The following is a 26,987-nucleotide window of genomic DNA, read 5'->3' as shown; positions in this document are numbered from 1 at the left end:
GGTGCGTTGGCGCAGCGAACGAGCTTGGGGGCGGGTGTGGGTCAGGGGCGGCGATGGGCGTATCTGGTGAGGGTGTCCGCGTCGAAGGGGAGGTCGGCTGGGTCCAGGGCGCCGCAGTGGAGGCCGCCGAGGAGGTAGCGGGCGAGGGACTCGGCGGTGGCGGGTTCGTCCAAGGTGCTGGTGGAGGTTTGGGAGGCGTAGGCGGCCAGGCGTTTGGTTGCGGTGCGGAAGCCTTCGCGGTAGAAGGTGTAGGTGGCGGCGAAGCGGGTGGGCAGCTGGTTCGGGTGGAGGTCCCAGCCCTGGTAGAAGCCGTTTTCCAGGGAGCGGCGGACCAGGCGCAGGTGTTCGGCCCAGGCGCCGTGGAGGTCGTCGCCGAGGGGGAGGCGGTTGGTGGAGCCGTCGGATAGCCGTACGCCGGTGCCGGCGGCGGCGACCTGCATCAGTTGCTTCGCGAAGTCGGCGGCGGGGTGGGCCATGCTCTGGTACGCGGCGGCGATGCCGAGGCCGGCGCTGTAGTCGTAGGTGCCGTAGTGCAGGCCCGAGCAGCGGCCGGCGGCGGCCTGGATGATGCGGGCCACCGAGACGGTGCCGTCGTGGGCGAGGATGGATTGGGCGGTCTCGATCTGGACCTCGAAGCGGAGGCGGCCGTCGGGCAGGCCGTAGGCGGTTTCGAGGCGGGACAGGACGGCAGCGGCGGCTTCGACCTGTTCGATCGCGGTGACCTTCGGGAGGGTGACGACGAACCCCCCGGGCAACTCGCCGTTGGTCAGGAGCCCCTCGAGGAACAGGTCCAGCGTGCGGATGCCCCGGCGGCGGGTGGCGGCCTCGAAGCTCTTGAAGCGGATTCCCACAAACGGTGTGCCGCCGGTGGTGGCGAGGGTTTGGCCGGCGGCCAGGGCGGCGGCGTCCTCGGCTTCGTCGCCGGGGTGGCCGAAGCCGTCTTCGAAGTCGATGCGGAGGTCTTCGATGGGTTCGGTCAGGAGCTTGGTGCGGACGCGTTCGGCGACGTCTTCGTCGAGGTCGAGCGCGTCGCCGTGTTCGACGAAGACCCGCATGGCCTGCTTGCCCCAGTCGGCGACCAGGCGGGTGCGGTACTGCGACGCCGGCACGTACACGGTGTGCACGGGCCGACGGCCCGGCGGCTCACCGGGGTAGAGCGCCGCGACGCGTGCGTCGGCCTCGGCCAGGTGCGCGTCGGCGGCGGTGTAGGTCTCCTCGGTGAGCCGGCCGGCCGCCATTACTTGATGTGCTCGTAGGCCGGCAGCGTCAGGAAGTCGGGGAACTCGTCGGCGAGCGCGACCTGCTCGAACAGCTCGACGGCCGGGGTGAGCACGTCTTCCTTGACCTCGGCCGACAGCTCACCGCGGACCTCGGCGAGCACGCCGCGCACCAGCTCGGCCGTGACCTGGTCGCCGGTGTCGAGCGTGGTGCCGTTCTTGACCCACTGCCAGATCTGCGAGCGCGAGATCTCGGCGGTGGCCGCGTCCTCCATGAGGTTGTGGATGGCGGCCGCGCCGTTGCCGCTGAGCCAAGAGGCGATGTAGCGGATGCCGACCTCGACCGCGGCGCGCAGGCCGGCCGCGGTGGCGCTGCCGGGCGTCGAGGCGACGTCGAGCAGCTGGTCGGCCGTGACGCTGACGTCGTCGCGGGTGCGCTCCAGCTGGTTGGGCTTGTCGCCGAGGACCTTGTCGAACTCCTCCTTGCAGAGGGCGACCATGCCGGGGTGCGCGACCCAGGAACCGTCGAACCCGTCGGCGGCTTCGCGGGCCTTGTCGGCGTGGACCTTTTCGAACGCGCCCTCGTTGACCTTCGGGTCCTTGCTCGGGATGAACGCCGCCATGCCGCCGATCGCGAACGCGCCGCGGCTGTGGCAGGTGTGCACGAGCAGCTCGGTGTAGGCGCGCATGAACGGCGCGGTCATGGTCACCGAGTTGCGGTCCGGCAGCACGAACTTCTCACCGGCGTCGCGGAAGTACTTGATCACGCTGAACAGGTAGTCCCAGCGGCCGGCGTTGAGGCCCGAGGCGTGCTCGCGCAGCTCGTAGAGGATCTCCTCCATCTCGAACGCGGCGGGGATCGTCTCGATCAGCACGGTGGCGCGCACGGTGCCGTGCTCGATGCCGAGGGTCTTCTCGGCGTGGGTGAACACGTCGTTCCACAGCCGCGCCTCGAGGTGGCTTTCCATCTTCGGCAGGTAGAAGTACGGGCCCTTGCCGCGCTTGAGCAGTTCGGCGGCGTTGTGGAAGAAGTACAGCCCGAAGTCCACCAGCGCGCCGACGCCCTGGCGGCCGCCGAAGGTGAGATTGCGCTCGTCGAGGTGCCAGCCGCGCGGGCGGACCACGATGGTGGCGTGCTCGACGTCGTCCTTCAGGGCGTAGCTCTTGCCGCCGCTTTCCAGCGTGATGGTCTCGCGGATCGCGTCGGACAGGTTGACCTGGCCGGACACGACGTTGGCCCAGTGGGGCGTGTTGGCGTCCTCGAAGTCGGCGAGCCACACCTTGGCGCCGGAGTTGAGGGCGTTGATGGTCATCTTGCGGTCGGTGGGGCCGGTGATCTCCACGCGCCGGTCGCGCAGCGCGGCGGGCGCCTCGGCGACCTTCCAGTCACCTTCACGGATGGCCTTCGTCTCCGGCAGGAAGTCGAGCCGACCGGTCGTGCGGGCCTGTTCACGGCGCTTGCCGCGGGCCACGAGCAGCTCGTCCCGGCGCGCCGCGAAGGCGTCGTGCAGCCCCGCCAGGAAGGCGAGGGCTTCCGGCGTCAGGATCTCGTCGCCGCGCTCAACGGAGTCGCCGAGGACCTGGACTTCAGACATGCGAAACACCCCGAGTCGTTCTTAGGATAACGTCCCTACGGTTTTTACCTGACGGACTATAGTTTCTGCATAGCGGAAGCTCAAGGCGACCTGTGAGGAGGGCCACGGTGGCGGCTGAAAAAGGCGGACGGGACGGCGGCGTCCAGTCACTGCAGCGCGCGTTCGAGCTGCTGGAGCACCTCGCGGACACCGGCGGGGAGGCCAGCCTCTCGGAGCTCGCGACCCTGTCGGGCCTGCCGATGCCGACTATTCACCGGCTCATCCGCACGCTCGTGGACCTCGGGTACGTCCGGCAGAACACCAACCGCCGCTACGCGCTCGGCGCCCGGCTCATCCGCCTCGGCGAGAACGCCAGCATGCAGTTCGGCGCGTGGGCGCGGCCGCTGCTGGTCGAGCTCGTCGAGGAGGTCGGCGAGACCGCCAACCTCGCCGTGCTGGAACGCGACGAAGTCGTGTACGTCGCCCAGGTGCCCTCCAAGCACTCCATGCGCATGTTCACGGAGGTCGGCCGCCGCCTGCTGCCCCACGGCACCGGCGTCGGCAAGGCCATGCTGGCGCAACTGCCCCCCGACGACGTCGCGGCGCTGCTGACGCGCACCGGCATGCCCGCCTACACCGAACACACGTTCACGGACCCTGATTCGCTCGCCGACGAGCTCAAGCGCATCGCTTCGCAGGGTTACGCGCTGGACGAAGCCGAGCAGGAGCTCGGGGTGCGCTGCGTCGCCGTCGCCGTGCCCGGCATGCCGGTGCCCGCCGCGGTATCCGTGTCGGGCCCCTCGGGCCGGTTGACCGCCGAGGCGGTGGCGTCGATCGCGCCGGTGGTGCAGAAGGTGGCGGATCGGCTTTCGCAGCAGCTGCCGGTCACCTGAGGTCGCCTTTCAGCAGATCCATCAGCAGGCCGTCGCGGAAGGTGCCGTCGGGGCCGCGTTCGTATTGGCGCAGCACACCGACCGGGCGGAAGCCGAGCTTCGTGTAGACGTGCACGGCCTTTTCGTTGGCGGTGGCCGGGTCGATCGTGAGCCGGTGGTGGCCCTGGGCGAACAGGTGCTGCGCGAGCACGCGGATGGCTTCGGGGCCGAGGCCACGGCCGTGGTGGGCCGGGTGCACGACGATGTCGATGCCGGCGTGGCGGTACTGGGGGTCGAGCTCTTCGGAGCTCTGGATGAGGCCGATGAGCTCCCCGGCCAATTCGATGGCGTAGCTGGAGAAGCCCGGCTCCTCGTCGAGCAGGGTTTCGATTTCGGTCGCGGCGTCGCCCCACCAGAGGGCGACTTCGGGGGTGGCCAGGATTTCCCGGGCGCGCTCGCGGTCGTCCGGGGTGAGCGGACGCAGGTGGACGCGCGGGCCGTCGAGGGACATGGCTGGGTTCCTCTCGTCTGCGGATGGGTGGGCGACGAGAGGGCCAGGGGGTCCACGAGGGCGTCAATACACAGCGCGAGTGTGCGCCGGCGGAGACCGGTGTGTCACGTCAATTCGTGGAGACGTGGTCGTCGACCTTCACGGAGTAGCGGACGTCGCTGCCGTTCACGGTGTTGATGGTCGCCGTGAGGCCGGCCTTGGTGGTGCCGGCCACGAGCCGGCAGCGCATCTGCTGGCCGACCTTCGCGTCGATCGGGCCGGGGCACGAGATCGTGTCCGGGCGCTGGCCCACGGACTTCTCCAGCGCGTCGGCGATCCCGCGCTCCAGGTCGGCCTGCGACACCCGCCGCGTGACCTCCACGTGCGCGGAACACCCGGCCACCAACGCGATGCCACACACCGCGACAACAATCCGACGCAACACAGCCAGCCTCCTCTAGGCCCAGACGGAACGCGGAACCAAATCCAGCAGATCGCACCGCAGGTCCAGCGCGGCGACGAGTTCTTCGGGGTCACGGTGATCGACGAGGCGGTCGAAGACCGCGAAGTTCGCGCCGAACAAGGAGAAGCCCCTGAATACACGGCGGTCGGCCTTCAGGAAGTGAGTGACCTGCGGGACGAGCACCGCCATGGCGAAGCGCTCATCGCCGGTGAGCACCTGGTAGCGCTCATCGAACTCGGGATCGCCGATCTTGAGGTCGCCGCGCTTGATCGCGTCGTTCACGCGGCTCTCGAGCGCCACCACCGGCGTCACCTGCAGGGCCGGGCCGAGTTTCGGCGTGCGTACCCATACGACCCTCGTGTAGCGGGTGGTCTCTCCCGGCTGGCGGACTTTGAATCTGGCGCTGAGGAACGGACGGCCACGGTGCGTCCCGCTCACGATCCCGTGCGCCTCGAACGCCTCAGCCGGCCGCGCGAACGGATTGCTCGGCGAGAGCATCTCGTCCACGAAGGACCGAAGGATGGATTGATCGCCCTCGTTGAACAAGGCGCAGTAGGAGTCGTTGCGCTCCTCGTACCGCCAGCCCCGCCGCGGCGCTTCCTGGCTCAACCGCTGCAGCACAGCGGCCTCGGCCCGCTTCATTCCGCGGCTGTTCCACACCACGAACCACGTGACCGCGCCCGCGATCAGCAGCGTGCCTCCGATGACGATCACGAGGATCAGGGCGACGCTCACCGCCGGGGCTCCTGGTCGAACACGGTGAAGTCGTCGAACTCGCCCTCCGGTGATGCCTCGTGAACCGGCGGGCGTGCGGGCGGAGGCGGTGTCGTGGCGGTGCTCGGGCGAGGGGCCCCGAAGAGCTGCTCGTCGGAGTCGAGCACGCGGTCGAGGAACTCGGTGCTGCCGAGGCCGCGTCGCACGACCTCGGCCTGCATCCGCGCCGCCGCGGCCTGGGCCTCGCCGATCGCGCGCAGGACGTCCGAAGACAACACGGCGGGATCCGTTTCCCGGGCCCGTTCGCTGAAGGTGACCGACGTGATCGCCCCGCCGGGTCCGGCGACCACGGTGACGACGCCGTCGGGCGAGGTCGCGGTGCCCATCGCGTCCTTGAGCTCGTCGGCAACCCGCTGGTACGCCTCGGCCCGCAGCCGGTTGTCGGCCGCCGCCGAGTCGATCGCCTCGATGCGGGCCAGCAGCTGCCGCGCGGTGTCGTTCATGCCGCCTGCTCCGGTTTCACGGTCGTGAGGAACTTCTGGAAGTCGTCGATCACGTGCTCGAACTGGTTCTCCAACAGCGCGGACAGCACGACGTGCAGGACCGCGCGCCGCTGCGGCGCCTGCTGGTCGCGCATCACCATGAACACCTGGAACTGCACGAGGTCCACCTGCTTGCCCTTGAGCCCGACGGTCAGCTTCACCGCCTGCGTGAGACCCGGGTTCTCCGCGGAGCCGACCTCGTTGCGCCGCCCGAGCTGCACTCCCGCGGCGCCCGCGGTGCGCAGCTTTTCGACGGCCTCGTCACCGATCGCCGTGAGCGGTGCGTCGTCCTCGCGGACCTCGCCGGTGATCGTGATGTTCGCCGTGAAGCCGTCGCGCGTGCTGCCGGTGTTGAGGGCGACGAACGCCGCATCCGGCGTACCGATCTCTTCCGGTGGGACGGATCGCCAGCCGTCCGGCAGGTCGAACACGATCGGGACGGGGAGGGTGCCAGCCACTGTTGATACTCCGAATCTCCTGATGGGGATGGTCAGAAGCCGAGGAAGTCGCCCACGGCGCCCGCGGCGTTCGCGATGCCGTGGCCGACGTCGGACGCCACGTCGGACGCCACATCGGCAACGTCACCGGCCACGTCCTGCACGGTGTCGACGACCTCACCCGGATCGATGCTGACGTCGAACCCGACCTTGCCACCGATACCCAGGGCCGCACCGACCGAAGCGCCGATGTGGAACTTGCCGTCGTCGCCCATGCCGAACTGGCCACTGGCCTCGGCTCCGATGCCGGCCCACGCCTCGCCGTGCGCACCGGCGGTGACACCGGCGACCTCGGCGCTCACGTTGCCCTCGACCCGGCCACCCGCGAACCCCTCGACGCTGCCCTGCACGCCGGACAAGCCGATCGACCCCTGCGCGGACGCCTTGGCCCCCACCTCGGCCGAGGCGTCACCCTTCACCGAGACGTGGTCGCCGTAGTGCACCTCGCCCTGGGCGCTGCCCTTGGCCAGGTACGCCTCGGCCGACGCTCCCGCGGAGAGGCCCATCGGGCCCGCACCGGCATGGGCCTCCGCGCCCGCGCCGAGAGCCGCGCCCTCGATCTTGCCGCTTCCGCCGAAGGTTCCGTCGCCGAACTTGCCGGCCAGCGAACCGTCGATCAGATCGACTCCGGCGGACGCCGCCACCGTGCTCTCGGAGGTGTCGATGCCGAACTTTTCGAGCAGGCCACCGAGTTTGTCGGTGAGCATGCCGTCGGACTGCGACCCGAACTCGCGGGAGTAGTTCTTGCCGCCCTTGTGGTTCTGCCAGCCCCCGGGGTCCTCCTCGACCGTGACCCACTTCTTCTTCTCGCGGTCCCACTGCGTCGTCTTGACTTTGTCGCGCTCCGCGGCGCCGAACTCGTGGGTCTTCCCGAGATCCCTCTTGTAGGTGCCGTCCGATTCCTTCTTGAAGCCCAGCTTCTTCGCCGTGTCGCCGCCGATCTCTTCGAGCGCGGCGCGGGCCGCCCGCAGGATCCGCTCGGCCTCCTGCGTCGCACCCTGGCCGGGATCGACGAAACCCGGGATCGGCCGGTCGCCGGTGAGCGCCTGATGAGCCTGGGCGATCCACTGCGCCGACGCCGCCCGGGTGGCCGCCTGGCCCTGCGTGTACAGCTCGATCGCCCGCTGGGCTTCGGACTGGCTGCGCGTCAGGGCGTCGCCGTAGTCCGCCAGCGCGTTGGCACCGGTGCCGAGGACGCCGATGGTGTCGAACCACTTCTTCGGTTCCCGGCCGAAAGTCTCGCGGAACCGGTCGCTCGCTTCGCCGGTCCACTGCTTCGCGTCCACGCCGGAGAGGCCGTCGGAAATCGCGGCCATGCGCTGGATGTTGCGGACGACGTCCTTGAGGTCACCCGAGATGAACCGCGGCTCGCCGGGGACGAGCTCCTTCGGGTCGGTCGTCTCCCCCAGCTCGGCGGCCATCAGAACACCGGCCCTTCGCGGTCCGCCTCAGTGACCGGGTCGGGGCCCTCCACCTCGGACTTCGGACCGGGGAACAGCTCCCGGGAGCGCTCGGGGCTCATCACGTCCGGTGGGAGTTCGTCGATCGACCCGCTGATGCGGCCGGTCCCGCCGCCGGCCCACGCGGGACCGAGCTTCTCGCCGTCGGAACCAGCGGAGCCGATGGAACCGACGGAACTGCGCAGGATCTCCCCGAGCGGGCCGAAGATCCCCCCACCGGAAGAGCCGAACGCCTCCGCCGCGGTCTTCACGATCGCGTCGCTCGCGCTGTCGTCGGCGCCCGCGTAACGGACCGCGGCCGTGCGCAGGTCTTCACCGTGCCCGTGGGCCTTGCCGGTGAGCCCTTCGACGACGGACTCGAGGTCCGCGATGAAGCTGCCCCAGCCCGCCTGCACGCCGGGGTGCCCGTAGTCGCCGCTCGGACCCTGCCACAGCAGGCCCGCGGCACCCCCGACGACGTCTCCGATCGTGTCGGCGGCGCGTTCGAGCTCCTCCGTTACGGCATCGAACCCGCCTGTCATCCCCCGTGAACCCCTCGTCCGGCCAGCAGCGACGAGTCCACCGTGGCAGAACCCGGCGAGGGTTCCGCCCGCTTCGCCTGTTGATCACCTCAACGGGCGAATTCTGTCTCAGCCCAGCAGGGCGTCCACGAACGCGCCGGGCTCGAAGGGCGCCAGGTCGTCGGGGCCCTCGCCGAGGCCGACGAGCTTCACCGGCACCCCGAGCTCCTTCTGGACCTGGAAGACGATGCCGCCCTTGGCGGTGCCGTCGAGCTTGGTGAGGACGATGCCGGTGACGTCGATGACCTCGGAGAACACGCGCGCCTGGGCGAGGCCGTTCTGGCCGGTCGTGGCATCGAGGACCAGCAGCACCTCGTCGACCTTGGCCTGCTTCTCCACGACCCGCTTGACCTTGCCGAGCTCGTCCATGAGGCCGGTCTTGGTGTGCAGGCGCCCGGCGGTGTCGACGAGGACCGCGTCGGCACCTTCGTCGATGCCGCGCTTCACCGCGTCGAACGCGACGGCCGCGGGGTCGGCGCCTTCCTTGCCGCGCACGACCGACGCCCCGACACGTTCTGCCCAGGTCTGCAGCTGCTCGGCAGCGGCGGCGCGGAAGGTGTCGGCCGCGCCGAGGACCACGGTCGAGCCCTGCGAGACGAGCACGCGGGCGAGCTTGCCGGTGGTGGTGGTCTTGCCGGTGCCGTTCACGCCGGCGACGAGCACGACGGCGGGCTGCTTCCTGCCGTCCACCTCGTGCGGCAGCGCGCGCACGGCGCGGATCCCGTCCGTGGACAGCGAAGCGGTCAGGACTTCGCGCAGCACCTCGCGCGCTTCGTCGGGCGTGCGCACGGCACGGCGCGAAAGCTCGTCGCGCAGGCGCTCCACGATCTGGGTCGTGGTGGCCGCGCCGAGGTCGGCGATGAGCAGCGAGTCCTCGACGTCCTGCCACGAGTCCTCGTCGAGGTCACCGGCGCCGAGCAGGCCCAGCAGGCTCTGGCCGAACATCGAGCGCGACTTCGACAGCCGCCCGCGCAGGCGCTCCAGCCGCCCGGTGGCGGGGTCGATCTCCTCGACCGGCAGCACGGGCTCGATGGGCTCCACGGTGCCCTCGACCGGTGCGGCCGCGGGGCCCTCCGAAACCGCCTCGGTCTCCGGTTCGGGCAGCTTGACGTCGCGCACAGTGCGCTGCTCGGAGTCGCGCGGCACCGCGGCGTCGTCGCCGACGGCGGGCTGGCCGTCGACCTCCGGGCGGTCCGCAACGGGGTGCTCGGCGGGCTGTTCGGCGGGTTGTTCGGCGGGTTCAGCGGAAGGCGGCGCCTGTGTGCCGCCCGGCGCGAAAGTGATCCCGCCGGACGCGGTGTACCCGCCGCCCTTGGGCTTCTCCTCGACCTTGCGGCGCTGTTCGAGACTGATCCGCCGCCGACGTGCGATGAGCAGCCCGGACACCAGCACGGCGACCAGGACGACGACGGCGACGATGACGATCCAGAACCAGGTGCTCGACACACACCCATCCTGTCATCCGCTCCCCGGCTCATCCGGACACCCCACCGCGCTGGTGCCTTCAGGCCAACGCCTCACACGCAGGGTTCCGATTCGGCCAAGACTTCACGACGCGCCTTGCGTGACCGCTTCGTCCCGGCTAAACCACTCCGGATGAAATCTCACGGCTTCCGCGTCCTCGGCCTCCTTTCGGGGACTTCGGTCGACGGCATCGACGTCGCCGTCGCGGATCTGCACGCCGAAGACGGCACCGTGGTGCTCACCCCGCGCGGTGAGCTCGACGTGCCCTTCACCGAAGAAACCCGCGAGGCCGTGTTGCGCGCCCTGCCGCCCAACCCGAGCAGCGCCGAAGCGCTCACCGTGCTCGACACCCGCGTCGGGCAGGCCTTCGCCGAAGCCGCCGCCCGCGGCATCGCCGAGCACGGGCCCGTGGACGTGATCACGTCACTCGGCCAGACCGTCTACCACTGGGTGGAGCACGGTGTGGCGCTCGGCACACTTCAGCTGGGCCAGCCGGCGTGGATCGCCGAACGCACCGGCACGCCCGTCGTCGCCGACCTGCGCATCCGCGACATCACCGCGGGCGGCCAGGGCGCACCGCTGGCCAGCACGCTCGACGCGCTGTGGCTGCGCGGCCTCGCCGAGGAGACCGGGAAACCCGTGGCCGCCTTGAACCTCGGCGGCATCGCCAACATCACGGTGGTCGGCGAGACCGAGACCGTGCTCGCCTACGACACCGGTCCCGCCAACGCACTGCTCGACCTGGCCGCGGCCCGCGTGACCGGCGGCGAGCAGCACGCCGACGTCGACGGCAAGCTCGCGCTGGCCGGCCACGTCCGCGCCGACCTGCTCGACCGCCTGCTCGCCGACCCCTACTTCGCCGCCGCCCCGCCGAAATCCACCGGCAAGGAGCACTTCCACGGCGGCTACCTCGACGCGGCGCTCGCCGGGCTGCCGCCGCTGAGCCCCGAAGATCTCCTGACGACGTTGTCCGAGCTGACCGCCGCCACGGTCGCCACCGAATGCCGGCGCCACCACGTGGCCACGCTCGTCGTGTCGGGCGGCGGCATGCGCAATCCCGCCGTGATGGCCGCGCTGGCGAAGCAGCTGCCCGGCGTCGCCGTGCGCACCAGCGACGACCTGGGACTGCCCGGGGGCGGCAAAGAGGCGTACCTGACCGCACTGCTCGGCTGGCTGAGCTGGTGCGGTGTGCCGGCCACACTGCCGTCCGCGACGGGCGCGCGCGGCCCGCGGCTGCTCGGCGCGCTGACGCCGGGCGCGCACCCCCTGAACCTTCCGGCCCCACTGGGGGGCACAGTGACTCGCTTGCGGGTTTCGGAAATCGGCGCTCGAGGGTAGGAGAAACCGCATGAACCCAGTCGATCTGGTGATCGTCATCGTGTACCTGGCGGCGATGCCGATCATCGGCGTGCTGGTCGGTCGCAGACAGAAGTCCGCGAACGACTACTTCGTCGGCGAACGCAGCATGCCCTGGTGGGCCGTCACGCTCTCGGTCGTGGCCACCGAGACGTCCACCCTCACGGTGATCTCCACGCCCGGCCTGGTCTTCGGCAGTGAGTTCCTGTTCCTCGAGGTGGCGTTCGGCTACATCCTCGGGCGCATCGTCGCCGCGTTCGTCCTGTTGCCCCGGTACTTCCGGGGCAACTACGTGAGCGCGTACGAGTTCCTCGGCCGCCGCTTCGGGCGCGGGCTGCAGGGCACGGCGTCGGTCACGTTCGTGATCACGCGCCTGCTCGCCGAAGGCCTGCGCCTGTTCGCGGGCGCCATCCCGATCAAGGCGATCCTCGACCACTACGGCATCCACACGTCGTACTGGCACATCGTGGTGCTGCTGACCGCGCTCACGCTGATCTACGCGTTCGTCGGCGGCATCAAGTCGGTGATCTGGGTCGATGTGATCCAGTGGTCGCTCTACGTCCTCGGCGCGATCGGCGCGGTCGTCTTCCTCACGACCAAGCTGCCGGACGGCTGGACGTCGATCGCCGCGAGCCAGGGCCGCTTCCAGCTCACCGACTTCACCTCCAACATCCTCACCAGCCCGTACGCGTTCGTCGGCGCGGTCGTCGGCGGCGCGTTCCTCTCGATGGCCTCGCACGGCGCGGACCAGCTCATCGTCGGCCGGCTGCTGTCGACGAAGAGCCTGCGCGACGGCCAGCGCGCCTTGATCGGCTCGTCGATCGTGGTGTTCGTGCAGTTCGGGCTGTTCCTGGTCGTCGGCGCGATGCTGTGGGTCTACACGGGCGGCAAGACGGGCGCGACGGCCACCGCGGTGGCGGCCGGCAAGATGTCCGGCGACGACGTGTTCTCCAACTTCATCGTCAACGACCTGCCGGTGGGTCTGTCCGGGCTGCTGATCGCCGGCATCCTCGCGTCCACGATGGGCGCGCTGGCTTCGGCGCTCAACGCGCTGTCCACCTCGACCATCGCCGACCTCTACCAGCGCTTCACGCACCGGTCCGTCGAGGACTCGAAGCTGCTGCGCCACGGTCGCATGTGGACGCTGATCTGGGCCGTGGTGTTCGCGATCTTCGCGTCGCTGTTCACGAACTCGAAGGACCCGGTGATCCAGCAGGGCCTCGGGATCGTCGGCTACACCTACGGCGCGCTGCTCGGTTCCTTCTTCCTCGGTCTGATCGTGAAGAAGGCGCGCCAGTCCGACGCGATCGTCGCGTTCGCCTGCTCGGTGGTGGGCATGGCGTTCCTGATCCTCTTCGTGAAGTTCGACAAGGCGACCACGGCCGTGCACATCCAGTTCGGCGCGGCGACGAAGACCCTCGTGCCGCTGGCGACCTACTGGTACACGTTCGTCGGCGTGGTGATCACGCTCGTCGTCGGCGGCCTGCTCGCACTGCGCCACCGCGACGCCGACCCGCACGCCGTGGAGGCCGACGCCCCGCAGGAGGAAGTCACCGTCTGACCACCCGTTCGAGAAATTTTTCCCGATCGGGTGAACCGTCCCGGGGTGGGCGCTCGTGCACCTCACGAGCGCCCGCCACCGGACGGCGGGCCCGGATCGGGCGGGAACGATGAAGCGGATTTCTCTGGCACTGGCGGCGGGTTCGATGATCCTCCTGGGTGGTGCGACGGCGTGCTCCTCGGGCTCGTCCGACGGTGCCGGTGGCCCGGTGAACGCGGCCGGCGCGCAGGCGGCGCCGGCCTCGGCGGGAGCGCAGGACGGCACGCCGGGCGCGGCTGGTACCCAGGGCGGCGCGCAGGCCGGCACGCCCGAGATCATCGAGGCTCCCGCGGCGGTGCAGGTGCCGCCGGGCAACAAGCGCGTGGCCCAGTTCACGGGCACGGGCGTGCAGATCTACGGCTGCACCGACGGCGCGTGGAAGCTAATCAAGCCCTCGGCCGTGATGACCGAAGGCGAGAAGGCCGTGGCCATCCACGACAAGGGCCCACTGTGGACGTCCACTGTGGACGGCAGCACGGTGAACGCCACGGCCGTGCCGGGCAAGGCCGTGCAGCACACCGACGCGATCCCCGAGATCCTGCTCAAGACCGACACGACCGAGGGCAAGGGGATCTTCGGCAACGTGACCTACGTGCAGCGGCTGGCCACCAAGGGCGGCCTGGCTCCGAAGGGCTCCTGCACCGCGGGTGACGTGACCTCCACGCCTTACTCGGCCGAGTACGCGTTCTGGTCCGCGAACTGAAAGCAACGCTGTAGGCACGAAAAGGGGGAGCTTCCGCCCGGGAAGCTCCCCCTTTCACGTGCGCGGTTCAGATGGCGGGCACGGGCTCCTCGTCTTCGGCCCGCAGGCGCTGCGAAATCACCTTTGTGATGCCGTCGCCCTGCATGCTCACGCCGTAGAGCGCGTCGGCGATCTCCATGGTCGGCTTCTGGTGGGTGATGATGATCAGCTGCGAGGAGTCGCGCAGCTGCTCCAGCAGCCCGATCAGCCGGCGCATGTTGGTGTCGTCGAGCGCCGCCTCGACCTCGTCCATCACGTAGAAGGGTGAGGGGCGGGCGCGGAAGATGGCCACCAGCATGCCCACGGCCACCAGCGACTTCTCGCCACCCGAGAGCAGCGACAGCCGCTTCACCTTCTTGCCCGGCGGGCGCGCCTCGACGTCGACGCCGGTGGCGAGCAGGTCGTTGGGCTCGGTGAGGACCATGCGGCCCTCGCCACCCGGGAACAGCACGCCGAACACGGTTTCGAACTCACGGGCCACGTCGGCGTAGGCCGAGGCGAAGACCTCGAGGATCTTCTCGTCGACCTGCCGGATCACGGCTTCGAGGTCCTTGCGCGTGTCCTTGAGGTCTTCCAGCTGGGTCGAGAGGAACTTGTAGCGCTCCTCCAGCGCCGCGAACTCCTCCAGCGCCAACGGGTTGACCTTGCCCAGCAGCGTCAGGTCCTTCTCGGCGCGCTTGGCGCGGCGGGCCTGCGTGTCGCGGTCGTAGGGCATGGGCGGCGGCGGGGTCACGTCCTCGCCGCGCTCCTTGGCCGCCTCGTACTCGGCCATCTCGCCCGCGCTCGGCGGCACCGGCACGTCGGGGCCGTACTCCTGCACGAGGTCGGTGAGCCCGATGCCGAAGTCCTCGGCGATCTTGCCCTCGAGCGTCTCGAGCCGCAGCCGCTGCTCGGCGCGCAGCACCTCGTCGCGGTGCACGGCGTCGGTGAGCTTCTCCAGCTCACCCGAGAGCTCGCGGACCTTGGCGCGCACGGCGGTGAGCGCGGTTTCGCGGGTCTGGCGCTGGGCCTGGGCTTCGTCGCGCTCGACGGCCGCACGCTGCACCGAGTGCTCGATGCGTTCGAGGGCGAGCTCACCGGCGTTGACCACGGCGTTGGCGATCGCAGCACCCCGCTCACGCGCTTCCCGGGCCTTGGCCGCCCGTTCGCGGGCCTCCTGCTCGGCGCGAGCGGCGCGGCGCAGCGACTCGGCGCGCCCGGCGATGCTGCGTGCCCGCTCTTCGGAGGTGCGCTGCGCGAGCCGCGCTTCCATTTCCTCTTGGCGCACCACGGCGAGCTGTTCCACGGCCTCGTCGCGCTCGGCCGTGTCCGGGTCGTCCTCCACCGGCTGCTCGGCGACGGCGGCGAGCCGCTCCTCCAGCTCGGCCAGCTGTTCCAACGCCTGCTCACGACTCTGCTCGACCTTGGCGCGCTGCGCGGTGAGGCGTTCGACCTCGGCCTGCGCAGAGCGCGCGGCCTGCTGCAGCCGGTTGAGCCGCTCCGACGAGCGGGCCTTGCGGACCTTCGCGTCGCCGAGCGCGTCCTTGGCCTGGCTCACTTCCTCGCGCCGGGCCTGCTGTTCGGCGCGGGCGCCTTCCAGCTCGGCCGCGTGGCGTTCCAGCGCGCGCTCGGCCGTGCGCAGCCGCTCGCCCGCTTCGTCGACGGCGGCCTGGACCTCGATCACGCTCTCGCGCGCGGCGGAACCACCGGCGACCCAGCGGGCGCCGAACACGTCGCCTTCGCGGGTGACCGCGCGGACGTCCGGGTGGCTCGCCACCAGCTGACGCGCGGCTTCGAGGCCGTCGACCAACGCGAGCCTGTCGAGCGCCTGCTCCACCGCCGGACGCAGCTGCTCCGGGGCCGTGACGACCTCGCGGGCCCAGCGGGCGCCGTGAGGCAGCATCGGCCAGGAAGACGTGTCCACGCCTTGAACATCCACAGTGGACCCGTAGTCGGACAGCAGGATGCCGGCGCGGCCGGAATCGGTGTCCTTCAAGTACTTCAGCGCGGTCAGCGCCTGCTCGCCACCGGCCACGGCAACGGCGTCGGCCACCGGGCCGAGCGCGGCGGCCAGCGCCACCTCGTGGCCCGGCTGGACCGTGAGCAGCGCGGCGACCGAGCCCAGCAGGCCCGGCAGCTCGTGCGAAGCGCCCAGCAGCGCGCCGGCGCCGTCCTTGCGCTTGAGGCCCATCGACAGCGCCTCGACACGTGCCTTCTCCGACGCGATCTCGCGTTCCGCGGTGCGTTCGGCCTTCACCAGCTCTTCGACGCGGGCCTTGGCGGCGTTGTTGGCCTCGACCGCGCGGTCGTGGCGCTGCATCAGGTCGGCGTCGTCGGACTCCTCGGCGCCGCCCTCGGCCTTCGCCTCTTCGAGCTCCTCGAGCGCGATCTCCGCGCGCTCGGCGGATTCCTGCAGCGACACGGAGATGCGGTCGATCTCGTCGGCGGTGGCGCCGTTCTTGCTCCGCAGCGCCTCGACCTGCCCGGTCAGCTTCGCCATGCCCTCGCGGCGGTCGGCGATGGCCCGCACGGCGGCCCAGTGGGCGCGTTCGGCGGCCTGCACGCGCTGTTCGAGGTCCTCGCGCCGCAGCACGGTCTCGGCCAGCAGCTCGCGGGCCTCCATCACGGCTTCGTTGAGCTCCTGCTCGCGCTCGGCGACCTGCTCGGCCTCGGCCAGCAGCTCCTCCGGGTCGCGCCCGCCGGTCGGGGCCGACACGTCGGCCGACAGGTGGCGCTGGCGTTCCACGGCGAGGCGCACGGTGCCGCGCAGGCGTTCGGCCAGCGCGGAGAGCTTATACCAGGTCTCCTGGGCCGTCTGCAGCTTCGGCGCGTCCTCGGCGAGCGAGGCCTCCAGCTCGGTCTCCTCGGCGGCGACGATCTCCAGGGCCTGCTCCACCTCGGTGCGGCGCTGGCGGGCGGTGCGCTCGTCGGCCTCTTCCCTGGCGATGGCCTCGCGCTGGGTGACCAGGTCGTCGGCCAGCAGGCGCAGGCGCGAATCGCGCAGCTCCGACTGCACCGACTGCGCCTTGCGCGCGATCTCGGCCTGCTTGCCCAGCGGCTTGAGCTGGCGGCGCAGCTCCGTGGTGAGGTCGCCGAGGCGGTCGAGGTTGCCCTGCATGTTCGCGAGCTTGCGCAGGGTCTGTTCCTTGCGCTTGCGGTGCTTGAGGACACCCGCGGCCTCTTCGATGAAGGCGCGGCGCTCCTCGGGCTTCGACTCGAGGATGGCCGAGAGCTGCCCCTGACCCACGATGACGTGCATCTCGCGGCCGATACCCGAGTCCGACAGCAGCTCCTGCACGTCCATCAGGCGGCAGCGGTCGCCGTTGATCTCGTACTCGCTCGCGCCGTCGCGGAACATGCGGCGCGTGATGGAGACCTCGGAGTACTCGATGGGCAGCGCACCGTCGGCGTTGTCGATGGTGAGCGTGACCTCGGCGCGGCCCAGCGGCGCGCGGCCCGCGGTGCCGGCGAAGATGACGTCTTCCATCTTGCCGCCGCGCAGGTCCTTGGCGCCCTGGGTGCCCATGACCCAGCGCAGCGCGTCGAGCACGTTGGACTTGCCCGAACCGTTGGGGCCGACCACGCACGTGATCCCGGGTTCGAACCGCAGCGTGGTGGCCGAGGCGAAGGACTTGAAACCCTTCAGCGTCAAGCTTTTCAGGTGCACGTGGTGCTGACCCTTCCGGCCGCGGGTACTGGCTCTACAGTCCGCCAAGGCTACCCGGGCACCCGCCGTGATCGCGGGAGGCCGCCGTTCTCCGGCGCGCCTAGCACAGGTTGTCGCGCACCGGCAACCCCTTGTGTCCCAGCCGTCACAGGAGCCACTCGACCGGCGCAGCGCAGCTCAGCGCTCGAGGAACCCCGTCAGACCGCCCTTGGCCGGGCTCCAGCGCTCGACGACGTGATCCACACTTCCGGGTGATTCTCCCGACCTCAGGGCGGCCAACAACCGCTCACAGTGGTCTCGACCACCCTCCGCCACCACCTCGACACGGCCGTCGGGCAGGTTGCGGGCGAACCCGACCAGCCCCAGCTCCAGCGCACGGCTCCGGGTCCACCAGCGGAAACCGACGCCCTGCACCCGCCCGTGCACCCACGCCGCCAGCCGGATGTGTGTTTCTTCCTCACTCACGCGCCCATCCTGCCCCATGCGTTCCGCTGCGGACAGTGACGGGGCAGTCCCCGTACCTGCGCGAATGGGTCACGGCCGGTGATAACCTCCCCGCCGGGGTTCGCGTCCGGCCGCCCCGATCCCCCGCTTCGCCCCGGGGTGCCGGACCGGATTGCGCCACGAATTCCCGGCGTCGACCCGTGCCGAACCGCGAAGCGGCGCCCGGCGACACCGGCGTCGACCCGTACAGCACTGACCCGCAGTGCACTGACCCGCAGTGCACTGACCAGTGCAGCGTCGAACCGCTCGTAAGTCGAACCGCACGTAAGTCGAACCGCATGTAAGGAGCCTGCATGTCCCGTCCCGACGGGCCGGATCCGAGCTCACGCATCTCCGTCGCGCCGCCGAAGACCGCGAGCGGCCTCATGAACCGGGCCGGCTACGCCATCCTCGGCGTGAGCGGCCTGGTCGTCGCCACGGCCTTCGCCGCGGTCGCCGAGCTGGCGGGCCCGGGTGCCGCCACCGCGACGTCCCCGAATCTCCCCGGCGGCGGCCAGGGCACCCTGCCCGGCAGCTCGCAGGTCGTGCCGGGCAACGCCGTCCCGGGCGCCCCGATGACGGTCTCCGGCCAGCCCTCGGCCGGCGACACCCCGTCGACGCCGTCCACCCCGACCACGGTCGTCTCCACGGGCCGCGACGGCGTGCCGACGACCACCGTGGTCATCCCGCCGCCGCCGAACAACCCACCCGGCAAGCCAGGCGGCCAGAACCCTCCGCCCGGCGGCACCAGCAACACCGTCAAGCCGCCGACCACGCCTCGCAGCGACGACCCGCCGCCCGTGTCGTCCACCGGCTCGACGCCTCCGGACTCGACCAGCACCACGCCTCCCGCGGACTCCACCCCACCGCCGCCGGACAGCAGCAGCGGTGGCGGCGGTGGCTCCACCAGTGGCGAGCCGCCGAGCTCGCCGCCGGTTTCGTCCTCGGACGTCCAGACGACCAGCGCCACCGGCCCCACCAGCTGAACCGACGAGAGCCGCCCCGACCGGGGCGGCTCTCGTCACGTCTACACCTCGAAGCGGTAGCCCATCCCCGGTTCCGTCAACAGGTGCCGCGGGCGTGAGGGCTCCGGTTCCAGCTTCCGCCGCAGCTGCGCCAGGTACACGCGCAGGTAGTGCGACTCCGTCTCGTACGACGGCCCCCACACCTCGTGCAGCAGCTGCTTCTGGGCCACCAGCCGGCCGCGGTTGCGCACCAGCAGCTCCAGCACCCCCCACTCCGTTTTGGTCAGGTGCACCTCGTGGCCGTCGCGGCGGACCTTCTTCGCCGCCAGGTCGATGGTGAACGACCCGGTGTCCACCACGGCCTCCGCGCCGTCGGAGCCGGCGACCGTCGAGCGGCGCACCGCGGCGCGCAGGCGGGCGAGCAGCTCGTCCATGCCGAAGGGTTTGGTCACGTAGTCGTCGGCGCCCGCGTCGAGGGCGTGGACCTTGTCGGCCGAGTCCCCGCGCGCCGAGAGCACGATGATGGGCACCGTGGTCCAGCCGCGCAGACCGGCGATGACCTCGGTGCCGTCGAGGTCGGGCAGGCCGAGGTCGAGCACCACCACGTCGGGTTTGGTCTCGGCCACGGCCTTGAGCGCCGCGGTGCCGTCGTGCGCCGTGATCACCTTGTACCCGCGGGCGTTGAGGTTGATGCGCAGCGCGCGCACGATCTGCGGTTCGTCGTCGACCACCAGCACGGTGGCCGCCTTGTCGGGACTCACGAGCCCACTCCCTCCACGGTGTCGTCGGTGATCTCTTCGATCTTCAGCAAGTCCTTCTCCGGATTCTGCCCCGTGTACGCGGGCAGCGAGAGCACCACGGTGAGACCGCCACCCGGCGTGTCCTCGGCGCGGATGGTGCCGCCCATGGCCTCGATGAAGCCCTTCGCGACCGAGAGCCCCAGCCCCACGCCGGGGGTCGAGTCGCGGTCGCCGCCGAGGCGCTGGAACGGCGCGAACGCCGAGTCGGCCGTGCCCTTCTTCAAGCCCTTGCCGTGGTCGACGATCCGCAGCTCCACGTGCTCGGAGTGCGCGCTGGCCCGCGCCGACACCACGCCGCCGCCGTGGCGCAGGGCGTTGTCGAGCACGTTGGCGACCACGCGTTCCAGCAGACCCGGGTCGGCCAGCACCGAAGGCAGGCGCACGTCCACCGCCACCTTCACGTCCCGCGAGTTGTCCACATTGGATAAAGCGTGGGCCACCACCTCGTCATAGCCCACCGGCCGCAGGTGCGGGGTGACCGCGCCGGTGGCCAGCCGGGAGGAGTCGAGCAGGTTGTCGATGAGCCCGGCGAGCCGGTCGGCCGAGAGCTCGATGGTCTCCAGCAGCTCGCCCGTGTCCTCTTCGGACAGCGACAGGTCGGGCGCGCGCAGGCTGCCGATCGCGGCTTTGATGGACGTCAGCGGCGTGCGCAGGTCGTGGCCGACTGCCGAGAGCAGCGTGGTGCGCAGCTCCGTGGCCTCGGCCTTGCGCTCGGCCTCCGCCGCGGCCGCGGCCATCCGCTGCTGGCGCAGCGCGAGCAAGGCCTGCCCCGCCACGGCCTCCAGCACCCGCCGATCGGCCGCGGGCAGCGCGCGCCCGCGCAGCGTGAGGTGCACGTCGGCCGTCACAGCGATGTCCACATCGGCCTCGTCCGGGTCGGCGCACGGGAACTGCCCGGCGATCGCGACCTTCTGCCACGCGCCGTTCTTCTTCTCCAGCAACGTGACCGACGTCAAGCCGAAGTTCTCCCGCACCTTCTCCAGCAGCCGCTCGATCGGGTTGGGGTTCGTCAGCACCGTTCTCGCGTACGACGCCAGCAGCGCCGCTTCCGTGCGCGCCCGCGCGGCCTGGCTGCCCCGCCGCGCCGCGGAGGCGACAACCAGGGCCACCAGCACGGCGACCACGATCATCGCGACGAGGGTGACCACGTTCTGCGGGCTGTGCACGTTGAGCGTGTACAGCGGTGGTGTGAAGAAGAAATTGAGCAGCCCCGCGCCGAACACGGCCGCGACCACCGCCGGACCGAGGCCGCCCACCAGCGCGACGATCACCGTGGCGAGCACGTAGAGGATCACGTCGGTGGAGAACTCGACGGTGTCACGCAGCAGCACACCGAGTCCGGTCGCGAGGATCGGCAAGGCGAGGCTCAGCAGCCAGCCGAGCACCAGCCGCGACGGTGCCAGCGGGCTCGCGCCCAGCCGCGCGCGCAGCCGGCCGCCGGCGTAGGAGTGCGTGACCATGTGCACGTCGATCGAGCCGGACTGCTGCACCACGGCCGCGCCGATGCCCTCGTCGAACAACCGCGCGACCCGCGAACGGCGCGAGGTCCCGATCACGAGCTGCGTGGCGTTCACGCCGCGCGCGAAGTCGAGCAGAGCCGTCGGCACGTCGTCACCGACCACCGCGTGGAACGTCGCGCCGACCTCTTCGGCCAACGTGCGGCTCTTCGCCATGGCCGTGGGGCCGAGCCCGGACAACCCGTCGCCCCGCAGGATGTGCACGACCTGCAGCTCCGCACCCGCGCGCGTGGCGATGCGGCTCGCGCGCCGGATGAGCGTCTCGCTCTCGGGACCGCCGGTGATGGACACGACGACGCGTTCGCGGGCCTCCCACGTATCGGTGATCTTCTGCTCGGCGCGGTAGCGCTGCAGGGCGACGTCGACCTGGTCAGCCACCCACAGCAGCGCCAGCTCGCGCAGCGCGGTGAGGTTGCCGGGGCGGAAGTAGTTGCCCAGGGCCGCGTCGATGCGCTCGGCCGGGTACACGTTGCCGTGCGCGAGCCGGCGCCGCAGCGCCTCCGGCGTGATGTCCACGAGCTCGAGCTGCTCGGCACCGCGCACCACGTGGTCGGGCACCGTCTCCTGCTGCGTGGCGCCGGTGATGCGCTCGACGACGTCGTTGAGGCTCTGCAGGTGCTGCACGTTGACCGTGGACAGCACGTCGATCCCGGCCTCCAGCAGCTCCTCGACGTCCTGCCAGCGCTTGTCGTGGCGCGCGCCGGGCACGTTGGTGTGCGCCAGCTCGTCGATCACCACGACCTCGGGCGCGCGCTTCAGAACGGCGTCGAGATCCATCTCGGTGAACTCGTGCCCGCGGTGGCTGACGGTGCGCCGCGGCACGATCTCGAGGCCGTCGAGCAGGTCGGCCGTCTTCTGGCGGCCGTGGGTCTCCACGAGCCCCACCACCACGTCGGTCCCGCGTTCCAGCCGGCGGCGGGCCTCGCCCAGCATCGCGAACGTCTTGCCCACGCCCGGAGCCGCGCCGAGGTAGATCCGCAGTTCTCCTCGGCGCGGCTTCGGGGTCGTACCCGGTGTGCTCACGTTGTCAGTGTGCTCCCGGCGCGGCCGAACGCACGGCCAAGTTGAGCAGCAGCACGTTCACCCCCGGCACGCCGATCCCGGCACCCGTGGTGTTCGCCGCGACCAGCTGCCGCACCTTGTCCACGCTCAGCCCCGTGTTCTTCGCGACGCGCGGGACCTGCAGGTCGGCGTACGCAACACTGATCGAGGGGTCGAGGCCCGACCCGGAAGCGGTCACGGCGTCAGCCGGCACCTGCTCGGGTGACACACCTTCCCGCTTCGCGATGAGGTCCTTGCGCTCGGCGATGGTCTTCACGAGGTCTTCGTTGAACGGCCCCTTGTTCGACGCACCCGAAGTCGACGGGTCGCCCGGGCCGAGCGCGTCCTTGGACCCCGCCGAGGGCCGGTTGTGGAACCACGGGTCGTGCGCTGGGTCGACCGCGACCGGGTCGATGCCGATCAGCGACGACCCCACGGCCTGGTCGTGCTGCGTGACGACCGAGCCCTCGGCGTTGGACTGCAGGCCGGGGATCCGGGCGATCGCCCAGACGGCCAGCGGGTAGAGGATGCCGAGGATGATCGTCAGCGCGATGAGGACACGAAGGCCCGCCCAGGTCTGCTTGACGAGTGTGTTCATCAGATTCACCCGATTCCAGGGATGTGCCGCACGATCAGGTCAATGATCCAGATCCCGAGGAACGGGCTCACGATGCCGCCGAGGCCGTAGACGAGCAGGTTCCGGCGCAGCAGCGCGGAAGCCGACGAGGGCTTGTAGCGCACGCCGCGCAGGGCGAGCGGGATCAGGAACACGATGATCAGCGCGTTGAAGATGACGGCCGAGAGGATGGCCGACTCACGCGTGGCCAGGTGCATGATGTTCAGCGCGCCCAGCTGCGCGAAGATCGACGTGAACATGGCCGGCAGGATGGCGAAGTACTTCGCGAGGTCGTTGGCGACGCTGAACGTGGTGAGCGCACCGCGCGTGATGAGCAGCTGCTTGCCGATCTCCACGATCTCGATGAGCTTCGTCGGGTTCGAGTCGAGGTCGACCATGTTGCCGGCCTCCTTCGCGGCCGACGTGCCCGTGTTCATCGCGACGCCGACGTCCGACTGCGCCAGCGCGGGAGCGTCGTTCGTGCCGTCACCCGTCATCGCGACGAGCCGCCCGCCCTCCTGCTCGGCCTTGATGAGCGCCATCTTGTCCTCGGGCTTGGCCTCGGCGAGGTAGTCGTCGACGCCCGCGTCCTCGGCGATGGCCTTGGCGGTGAGCGGGTTGTCCCCGGTGATCATCACCGTCTTGATGCCCATCGACCGCAGTTCCTCGAAGCGCTCCTTCATGCCCGGCTTCACGACGTCCGAGAGCCGGATGACCCCGCGCACGAACGCGCGCCCGCCGGCCGACTCCGCGACCACCAGCGGCGTGCCGCCCTGCTGGCTGATCTCGTCGACGATCCGCTCGGTCTCGTCCGGCATGTCACCGCCGCGCTCACGCACCCACGCCCGCACGGCCGAGGTGGCGCCCTTGCGGACCTCGCGGTCGCCGAGGTCCACTCCGCTCATGCGGGTCTGCGCCGTGAACGGCACGAACTCGGCGAGCTTCTCGCCGTCGTCGGCCTTTTCGGCCAGGCCGTGGTTCGCCGCGATCAGCTCGACGATGCTGCGACCCTCGGGCGTGCCGTCGGCGAGGCTGGAGAGCCGGGCCGCGCGGGCCAGTTCGTCCACAGTGGACCCGGCGACGGGGATCAGCTCGGTGGCCTTGCGGTTGCCGAAGGTGATCGTGCCCGTCTTGTCGAGCAGCAGCGTCGAGACGTCGCCCGCGGCCTCCACCGCGCGCCCCGACGTGGCGAGCACGTTGCGCTGCACCAGCCGGTCCATGCCCGCGATGCCGATGGCGCTCAGCAGCGCGCCGATCGTGGTCGGGATGAGGCAGACCAGCAGGGCGGTCAGCACGATCACCGACTGCTGCGCGCCCGAATACCCGGCCATCGGCTGCAACGCCACCACGGCGAGCACGAAGATGATCGTGAGCGTGGAGAGCAGGATCGTCAGCGCGATCTCGTTGGGCGTCTTCTGCCGGGAAGCGCCTTCCACCAACGCGATCATGCGGTCCACAAAAGACTCACCGGGCTTGGTCGTGATCTTCACGACGATCCGGTCCGACAGCACCGTGGTGCCGCCGGTCACGGCCGAGCGGTCGCCGCCCGACTCGCGGATCACCGGCGCCGACTCGCCCGTGATGGCCGACTCGTCGACGGTCGCGATGCCCTCGACGACGTCGCCGTCACCGGGGATGACCTGTCCGGCCTCGACGACCACCAGGTCACCGACCCGCAGGTCGACCCCGGGCACGCTCTCCTCGGACCCGTCCTCGGTGAGCCGGCGCGCGACCGTTTCCTTCTTGGACCGGCGCAGCGACTCGGCCTGGGCCTTGCCGCGCCCTTCGGCGACGGCCTCGGCCAGGTTCGCGAACAGCACCGTGAGCCACAGCCAGATCGCGACCAGGATCGCGAACACGCTCGGGTCGACGATCGCGAACACCGTGGTCAGGGCCGAACCGACCCAGACCACGAACATCACGGGGTTCTTCAGCTGGTGCTTCGGGTTGAGCTTGCGCAGCGCCTCGGGCAACGAGAGCCACAGCTGGCGCGCGTTGAACGCACCCGCCCCGACCCGGCCCGCGTTCTCCGCGTGGTGCTGCTGGTCTTCCAACGGACTTCGAGGAGTTTCGGTGACGGTCATGCCAGCGCCTCCGTGACAGGCCCGAGCGCGAGCGCCGGGACGAAAGTGAGGGCCGCGACGAGCACGATGGTGCCGGTGAGCATCGTGGCGAACAGCGGTCCGGTGGTGGGCAGGGTGCCCGCGGTCTCCGGGACCTTCTTCTGCTTGGCCAGCGAACCGGCCAGGCACAGGACCGCGATGATCGGGATGAACCGGCCCAGCAGCATCGCGACGCCGAACGAGGACTGGAACCAGTTGCTCGTGGCGGTCAGGCCGCCGAAGGCGCTGCCGTTGTTGTTGCCCGTCGACGCGTAGGCGTAGAGAACCTCCGACAGGCCGTGTGCCCCGGAGTTGCCCAGTGCGCCCGAGGTGTCGGGCATCGCCAGAGCGATCCCGGCGCCCACGAGAACGACGGTCGGCATCGCGAGCATCGAGATGGCCGCGGTCGTGACCTCGCGTTTGCCGAGCTTCTTGCCCAGGTACTCAGGTGTCCGCCCGACCATCAGGCCGGCGAGGAACATGGCGATGATGGCCATCACGAGGATGCCGTAGAGGCCGGTCCCCACCCCGCCGGGCGAGATCTCGCCGAACAGCATGTTGAGCAGCGGCCCACCGCCGCCGAGTCCCGACAGGCTGTCGTGCGCGCCGTTGACCGCGCCCGTGGAGGTACCCGTTGTCGTGTCGGCGAAAATCGACGTGAGGCTCAGCCCGAAGCGTTGTTCCTTGCCCTCCATGTTGGCCCCGGCGGCCAGGGCGGCCGGGCTGTTGGTGAAGGACTCAGCGGTCCAGATCAGGGCGAGCATCGCGCCCCAAAGAAGGCCCATGACCGACAGCAAGACGTAGCCCTGCTTCTTGTTGCCGACCAGCTGGCCGAAGGTGCGGGTGAGGCTCACCGGGATCACGAGGATCAGGAACAACTCGATGAGGTTGGTCCACGCGTTGGGGTTCTCGAACGGGTGCGCGGAGTTCGCGTTGAGGATGCCGCCACCGTTGGTGCCGAGTTCCTTGATCGCCTCCTGGCTCGCGGCCGGGGCCAGCGCGATGGTGCTCCGGCTGCCGTCGGGGTTCGTCACCGCGACGCCGGAGTGCAGGCTCTGCACCACGCCCAGCGCGATGAGCACGATCGCGAAGACGAACGCCATCGGCAGCAGCACGCGGATCGTGCCGCGGGTGAGGTCGACCCAGAAGTTGCCGAGGCGATCGGTCTTCGAGCGGATGAACCCGCGCGTCACCGCGATCGCGACGGCCAGGCCCACACCCGCCGACACGAAGTTCTGCACGGTGAGACCGGTCATCTGCACGAAGTGGCCCATGGTCGTCTCGGGGACGTAGGACTGCCAGTTCGTGTTGGTCACGAAGCTCACGGCCGTGTTGAACGCGACCGAGGGCGACACCGCGCCGCGGCCGAAGTTCCACGGCAGCACCGACTGCAGGCGCTGCAGCAGGTAGAGCAGGACGATCGAGGCGAAGGAGAACCCGAGCACCCCGGACGCGTAGGTCTTCCAGTGCTGCTCGGAATCGGGGTTGACGCGGACGAGTTTGTAGAAGACCTTCTCGACCCGCCAGTGCTTCCCGTTCGAGAAGACCCGGGCCATGTAGTCGCCGAGCGGTTTGTAGACCACCGCCAGGGCGACCAGCAGCAGGCCGACCTGGACGAGGCCGGCACCGACATCACTCATCAGAACTTCTCCGGCCTCACCAGTGCGATGAACAGGTAGACGATCAGACCCAGCGCCAGCAGTCCGCCGACGATGTTGGCCACCCCCGAGGCGCCGCTCACAGCTTCTCCATCCCGCGCAACGCCAAGGCGAGGACCACGAACACGCCGATCGTCAGCAAGACGTACAACAAGTCGGCCACAAGGCACCTCTCAAGACAGGTCACCCGGCTCGGGTGACCGTTGGACGAGGCAACTGTGCGGTCGTGGCACTGCGTGATCGAGGCCGTCTGACGTCTCCTTGACGCGCCGTCCCGGGCCGTTTACGCCTTCTTGACGCCGGGTGACCCCCGCCACCGCCGTTCGTCCGGCAGCCGATGACGCTCGGTTGATCTTGGGCGATGACGCCAAGTAGTTGGTTAGTGACTGCCATCACAAAACGTAGTGGATCTACGACGGAGCGTGCAATTCGGGCAGACACGCCGCCCTTTCGCGTGTTAGAACGGAGGTCTCGATTAGTTGTATTGCCTAAGCAAAGTCACGGAGGCACGCTGATGTGCGGAATCGCGGGCTGGGTTTCCTACGACTCTGACCTGTCGCAACGGCAGGAAGTCGTCGACGCCATGACCGAGACGATGGCCTGCCGCG

At 70.2% G+C, this 26,987-nt stretch carries 23 protein-coding genes; 5 read left to right on the top strand and 18 right to left on the bottom strand.

The genetic code is table 11. The annotated features are described in order from the left end of the window. Window positions 1-41 precede the first annotated feature (41 nt). The gene (locus ACWEOE_RS10385) at window positions 42-1,238 is read right to left on the bottom strand and encodes a DUF6986 family protein (protein ID WP_452006748.1); all 1,197 of its coding nucleotides are present in this window, start codon (window positions 1,236-1,238) and stop codon (window positions 42-44) included. Next, window positions 1,238-2,812, bottom strand: a complete 1,575-nt coding sequence (gene aceB, locus ACWEOE_RS10380; protein ID WP_452006745.1) for a malate synthase A — start codon at window positions 2,810-2,812, stop codon at window positions 1,238-1,240. Before aceB ends, ACWEOE_RS10385 begins: the two co-directional genes overlap by 1 nt. A 107-nt stretch (window positions 2,813-2,919) precedes the next feature. Here aceB and ACWEOE_RS10375 point away from each other — a divergent pair, with 107 nt between their 5' ends. After that, a complete protein-coding gene (locus ACWEOE_RS10375; RefSeq protein ID WP_452006742.1) occupies window positions 2,920-3,684 on the top strand; it encodes an IclR family transcriptional regulator in 765 nt (254 codons plus the stop codon). Here ACWEOE_RS10375 and ACWEOE_RS10370 read toward each other — a convergent pair. The 8 genes from ACWEOE_RS10370 to ftsY all read right to left on the bottom strand — a co-directional run bounded on the left by ACWEOE_RS10370 (window position 3,677) and on the right by ftsY (window position 9,835). Further along, window positions 3,677-4,174, bottom strand: a complete 498-nt coding sequence (locus ACWEOE_RS10370) for a GNAT family N-acetyltransferase (RefSeq protein WP_452006739.1) — start codon at window positions 4,172-4,174, stop codon at window positions 3,677-3,679. The genes ACWEOE_RS10375 and ACWEOE_RS10370 overlap by 8 nt on opposite strands. Window positions 4,175-4,283: 109 nt before the next feature. Then, window positions 4,284-4,598 carry a DUF4333 domain-containing protein gene (locus ACWEOE_RS10365; protein ID WP_452006737.1) on the bottom strand — a complete coding sequence of 105 codons (315 nt, stop codon included), beginning with the start codon at window positions 4,596-4,598 and terminating at the stop codon, window positions 4,284-4,286. 12 nt (window positions 4,599-4,610) lie between these two features. Continuing rightward, the gene (locus tag ACWEOE_RS10360; RefSeq protein WP_452006735.1) at window positions 4,611-5,351 is read right to left on the bottom strand and encodes a hypothetical protein; all 741 of its coding nucleotides are present in this window, start codon (window positions 5,349-5,351) and stop codon (window positions 4,611-4,613) included. Further along, the gene (locus ACWEOE_RS10355; RefSeq protein ID WP_452006732.1) at window positions 5,348-5,833 is read right to left on the bottom strand and encodes a YbaB/EbfC family nucleoid-associated protein; all 486 of its coding nucleotides are present in this window, start codon (window positions 5,831-5,833) and stop codon (window positions 5,348-5,350) included. The genes ACWEOE_RS10360 and ACWEOE_RS10355 overlap by 4 nt, the downstream gene beginning before the upstream one ends. Then, on the bottom strand, window positions 5,830-6,330 hold the full coding sequence (locus ACWEOE_RS10350; RefSeq protein ID WP_452006730.1) for a hypothetical protein: 501 nt from the start codon (window positions 6,328-6,330) through the stop codon (window positions 5,830-5,832). The genes ACWEOE_RS10355 and ACWEOE_RS10350 overlap by 4 nt, the downstream gene beginning before the upstream one ends. Before the next feature lie 32 nt (window positions 6,331-6,362). After that, entirely contained in the window at window positions 6,363-7,790 is a 1,428-nt protein-coding gene (locus ACWEOE_RS10345) for a putative T7SS-secreted protein (RefSeq protein WP_452006728.1), read from the bottom strand. Next, window positions 7,790-8,350, bottom strand: a complete 561-nt coding sequence (locus ACWEOE_RS10340; RefSeq protein WP_452006726.1) for a hypothetical protein — start codon at window positions 8,348-8,350, stop codon at window positions 7,790-7,792. Before ACWEOE_RS10340 ends, ACWEOE_RS10345 begins: the two co-directional genes overlap by 1 nt. Before the next feature lie 108 nt (window positions 8,351-8,458). Then, window positions 8,459-9,835 (bottom strand): signal recognition particle-docking protein FtsY, encoded by a 1,377-nt coding sequence (ftsY, locus tag ACWEOE_RS10335; RefSeq protein ID WP_452006723.1) that lies wholly within the window; start codon window positions 9,833-9,835, stop codon window positions 8,459-8,461. A 150-nt stretch (window positions 9,836-9,985) separates the two neighbouring features. Here ftsY and ACWEOE_RS10330 point away from each other — a divergent pair, with 150 nt between their 5' ends. The 3 genes from ACWEOE_RS10330 to ACWEOE_RS10320 all read left to right on the top strand — a co-directional run bounded on the left by ACWEOE_RS10330 (window position 9,986) and on the right by ACWEOE_RS10320 (window position 13,512). Next, the gene (locus ACWEOE_RS10330; RefSeq protein ID WP_452006720.1) at window positions 9,986-11,191 is read left to right on the top strand and encodes an anhydro-N-acetylmuramic acid kinase; all 1,206 of its coding nucleotides are present in this window, start codon (window positions 9,986-9,988) and stop codon (window positions 11,189-11,191) included. Between the two features lie 10 nt (window positions 11,192-11,201). After that, window positions 11,202-12,770: a sodium:solute symporter gene (locus ACWEOE_RS10325; RefSeq protein ID WP_452006718.1), complete on the top strand. Its 1,569-nt coding sequence runs from the start codon at window positions 11,202-11,204 to the stop codon at window positions 12,768-12,770. Window positions 12,771-12,879: 109 nt separating this feature from the next. Beyond that, window positions 12,880-13,512, top strand: coding sequence for a DUF3455 domain-containing protein (locus ACWEOE_RS10320; RefSeq protein WP_452006715.1), 633 nt, complete (start codon window positions 12,880-12,882; stop codon window positions 13,510-13,512). A 67-nt stretch (window positions 13,513-13,579) separates the two neighbouring features. Here the strand turns inward: ACWEOE_RS10320 and smc are convergent, their stop codons facing one another. Both smc and ACWEOE_RS10310 read right to left on the bottom strand, forming a co-directional pair. Next, the gene (smc, locus tag ACWEOE_RS10315; protein ID WP_452006713.1) at window positions 13,580-17,197 is read right to left on the bottom strand and encodes a chromosome segregation protein SMC; all 3,618 of its coding nucleotides are present in this window, start codon (window positions 17,195-17,197) and stop codon (window positions 13,580-13,582) included. 177 nt (window positions 17,198-17,374) lie between these two features. Beyond that, window positions 17,375-17,680, bottom strand: a complete 306-nt coding sequence (locus ACWEOE_RS10310; RefSeq protein WP_452006710.1) for an acylphosphatase — start codon at window positions 17,678-17,680, stop codon at window positions 17,375-17,377. Window positions 17,681-17,994: 314 nt separating this feature from the next. Here ACWEOE_RS10310 and ACWEOE_RS10305 point away from each other — a divergent pair, with 314 nt between their 5' ends. Beyond that, window positions 17,995-18,666 carry a hypothetical protein gene (locus ACWEOE_RS10305; RefSeq protein ID WP_452006707.1) on the top strand — a complete coding sequence of 224 codons (672 nt, stop codon included), beginning with the start codon at window positions 17,995-17,997 and terminating at the stop codon, window positions 18,664-18,666. 41 nt (window positions 18,667-18,707) lie between these two features. On the opposite strand, the gene ACWEOE_RS10300 is transcribed toward ACWEOE_RS10305, so the two are convergent. From ACWEOE_RS10300 to kdpF, 6 genes are read right to left on the bottom strand one after another with little or no spacing between them, the layout of a single operon-like run. Then, on the bottom strand, window positions 18,708-19,406 hold the full coding sequence (locus ACWEOE_RS10300; protein ID WP_452006706.1) for a response regulator: 699 nt from the start codon (window positions 19,404-19,406) through the stop codon (window positions 18,708-18,710). Beyond that, complete coding sequence (locus ACWEOE_RS10295) at window positions 19,403-21,985, bottom strand: DUF4118 domain-containing protein (RefSeq protein WP_452006705.1); 2,583 nt, start codon at window positions 21,983-21,985, stop codon at window positions 19,403-19,405. Before ACWEOE_RS10295 ends, ACWEOE_RS10300 begins: the two co-directional genes overlap by 4 nt. A 4-nt stretch (window positions 21,986-21,989) precedes the next feature. Further along, on the bottom strand, window positions 21,990-22,601 hold the full coding sequence (locus tag ACWEOE_RS10290) for a potassium-transporting ATPase subunit C (RefSeq protein WP_452006703.1): 612 nt from the start codon (window positions 22,599-22,601) through the stop codon (window positions 21,990-21,992). A 5-nt stretch (window positions 22,602-22,606) separates the two neighbouring features. Further along, complete coding sequence (gene kdpB, locus ACWEOE_RS10285) at window positions 22,607-24,703, bottom strand: potassium-transporting ATPase subunit KdpB (RefSeq protein WP_452006701.1); 2,097 nt, start codon at window positions 24,701-24,703, stop codon at window positions 22,607-22,609. Further along, on the bottom strand, window positions 24,700-26,361 hold the full coding sequence (kdpA, locus tag ACWEOE_RS10280) for a potassium-transporting ATPase subunit KdpA (protein ID WP_452006699.1): 1,662 nt from the start codon (window positions 26,359-26,361) through the stop codon (window positions 24,700-24,702). Before kdpA ends, kdpB begins: the two co-directional genes overlap by 4 nt. Then, window positions 26,361-26,462, bottom strand: a complete 102-nt coding sequence (kdpF, locus tag ACWEOE_RS10275) for a K(+)-transporting ATPase subunit F (RefSeq protein ID WP_452006696.1) — start codon at window positions 26,460-26,462, stop codon at window positions 26,361-26,363. Before kdpF ends, kdpA begins: the two co-directional genes overlap by 1 nt. Window positions 26,463-26,987: the final 525 nt, after the last annotated feature.

The organism is Amycolatopsis sp. NPDC004368, assembly GCF_053602515.1.
Note: the sequence above shows the minus strand (reverse complement) of the source record. Positions and strands in the feature narration are given on the sequence as shown.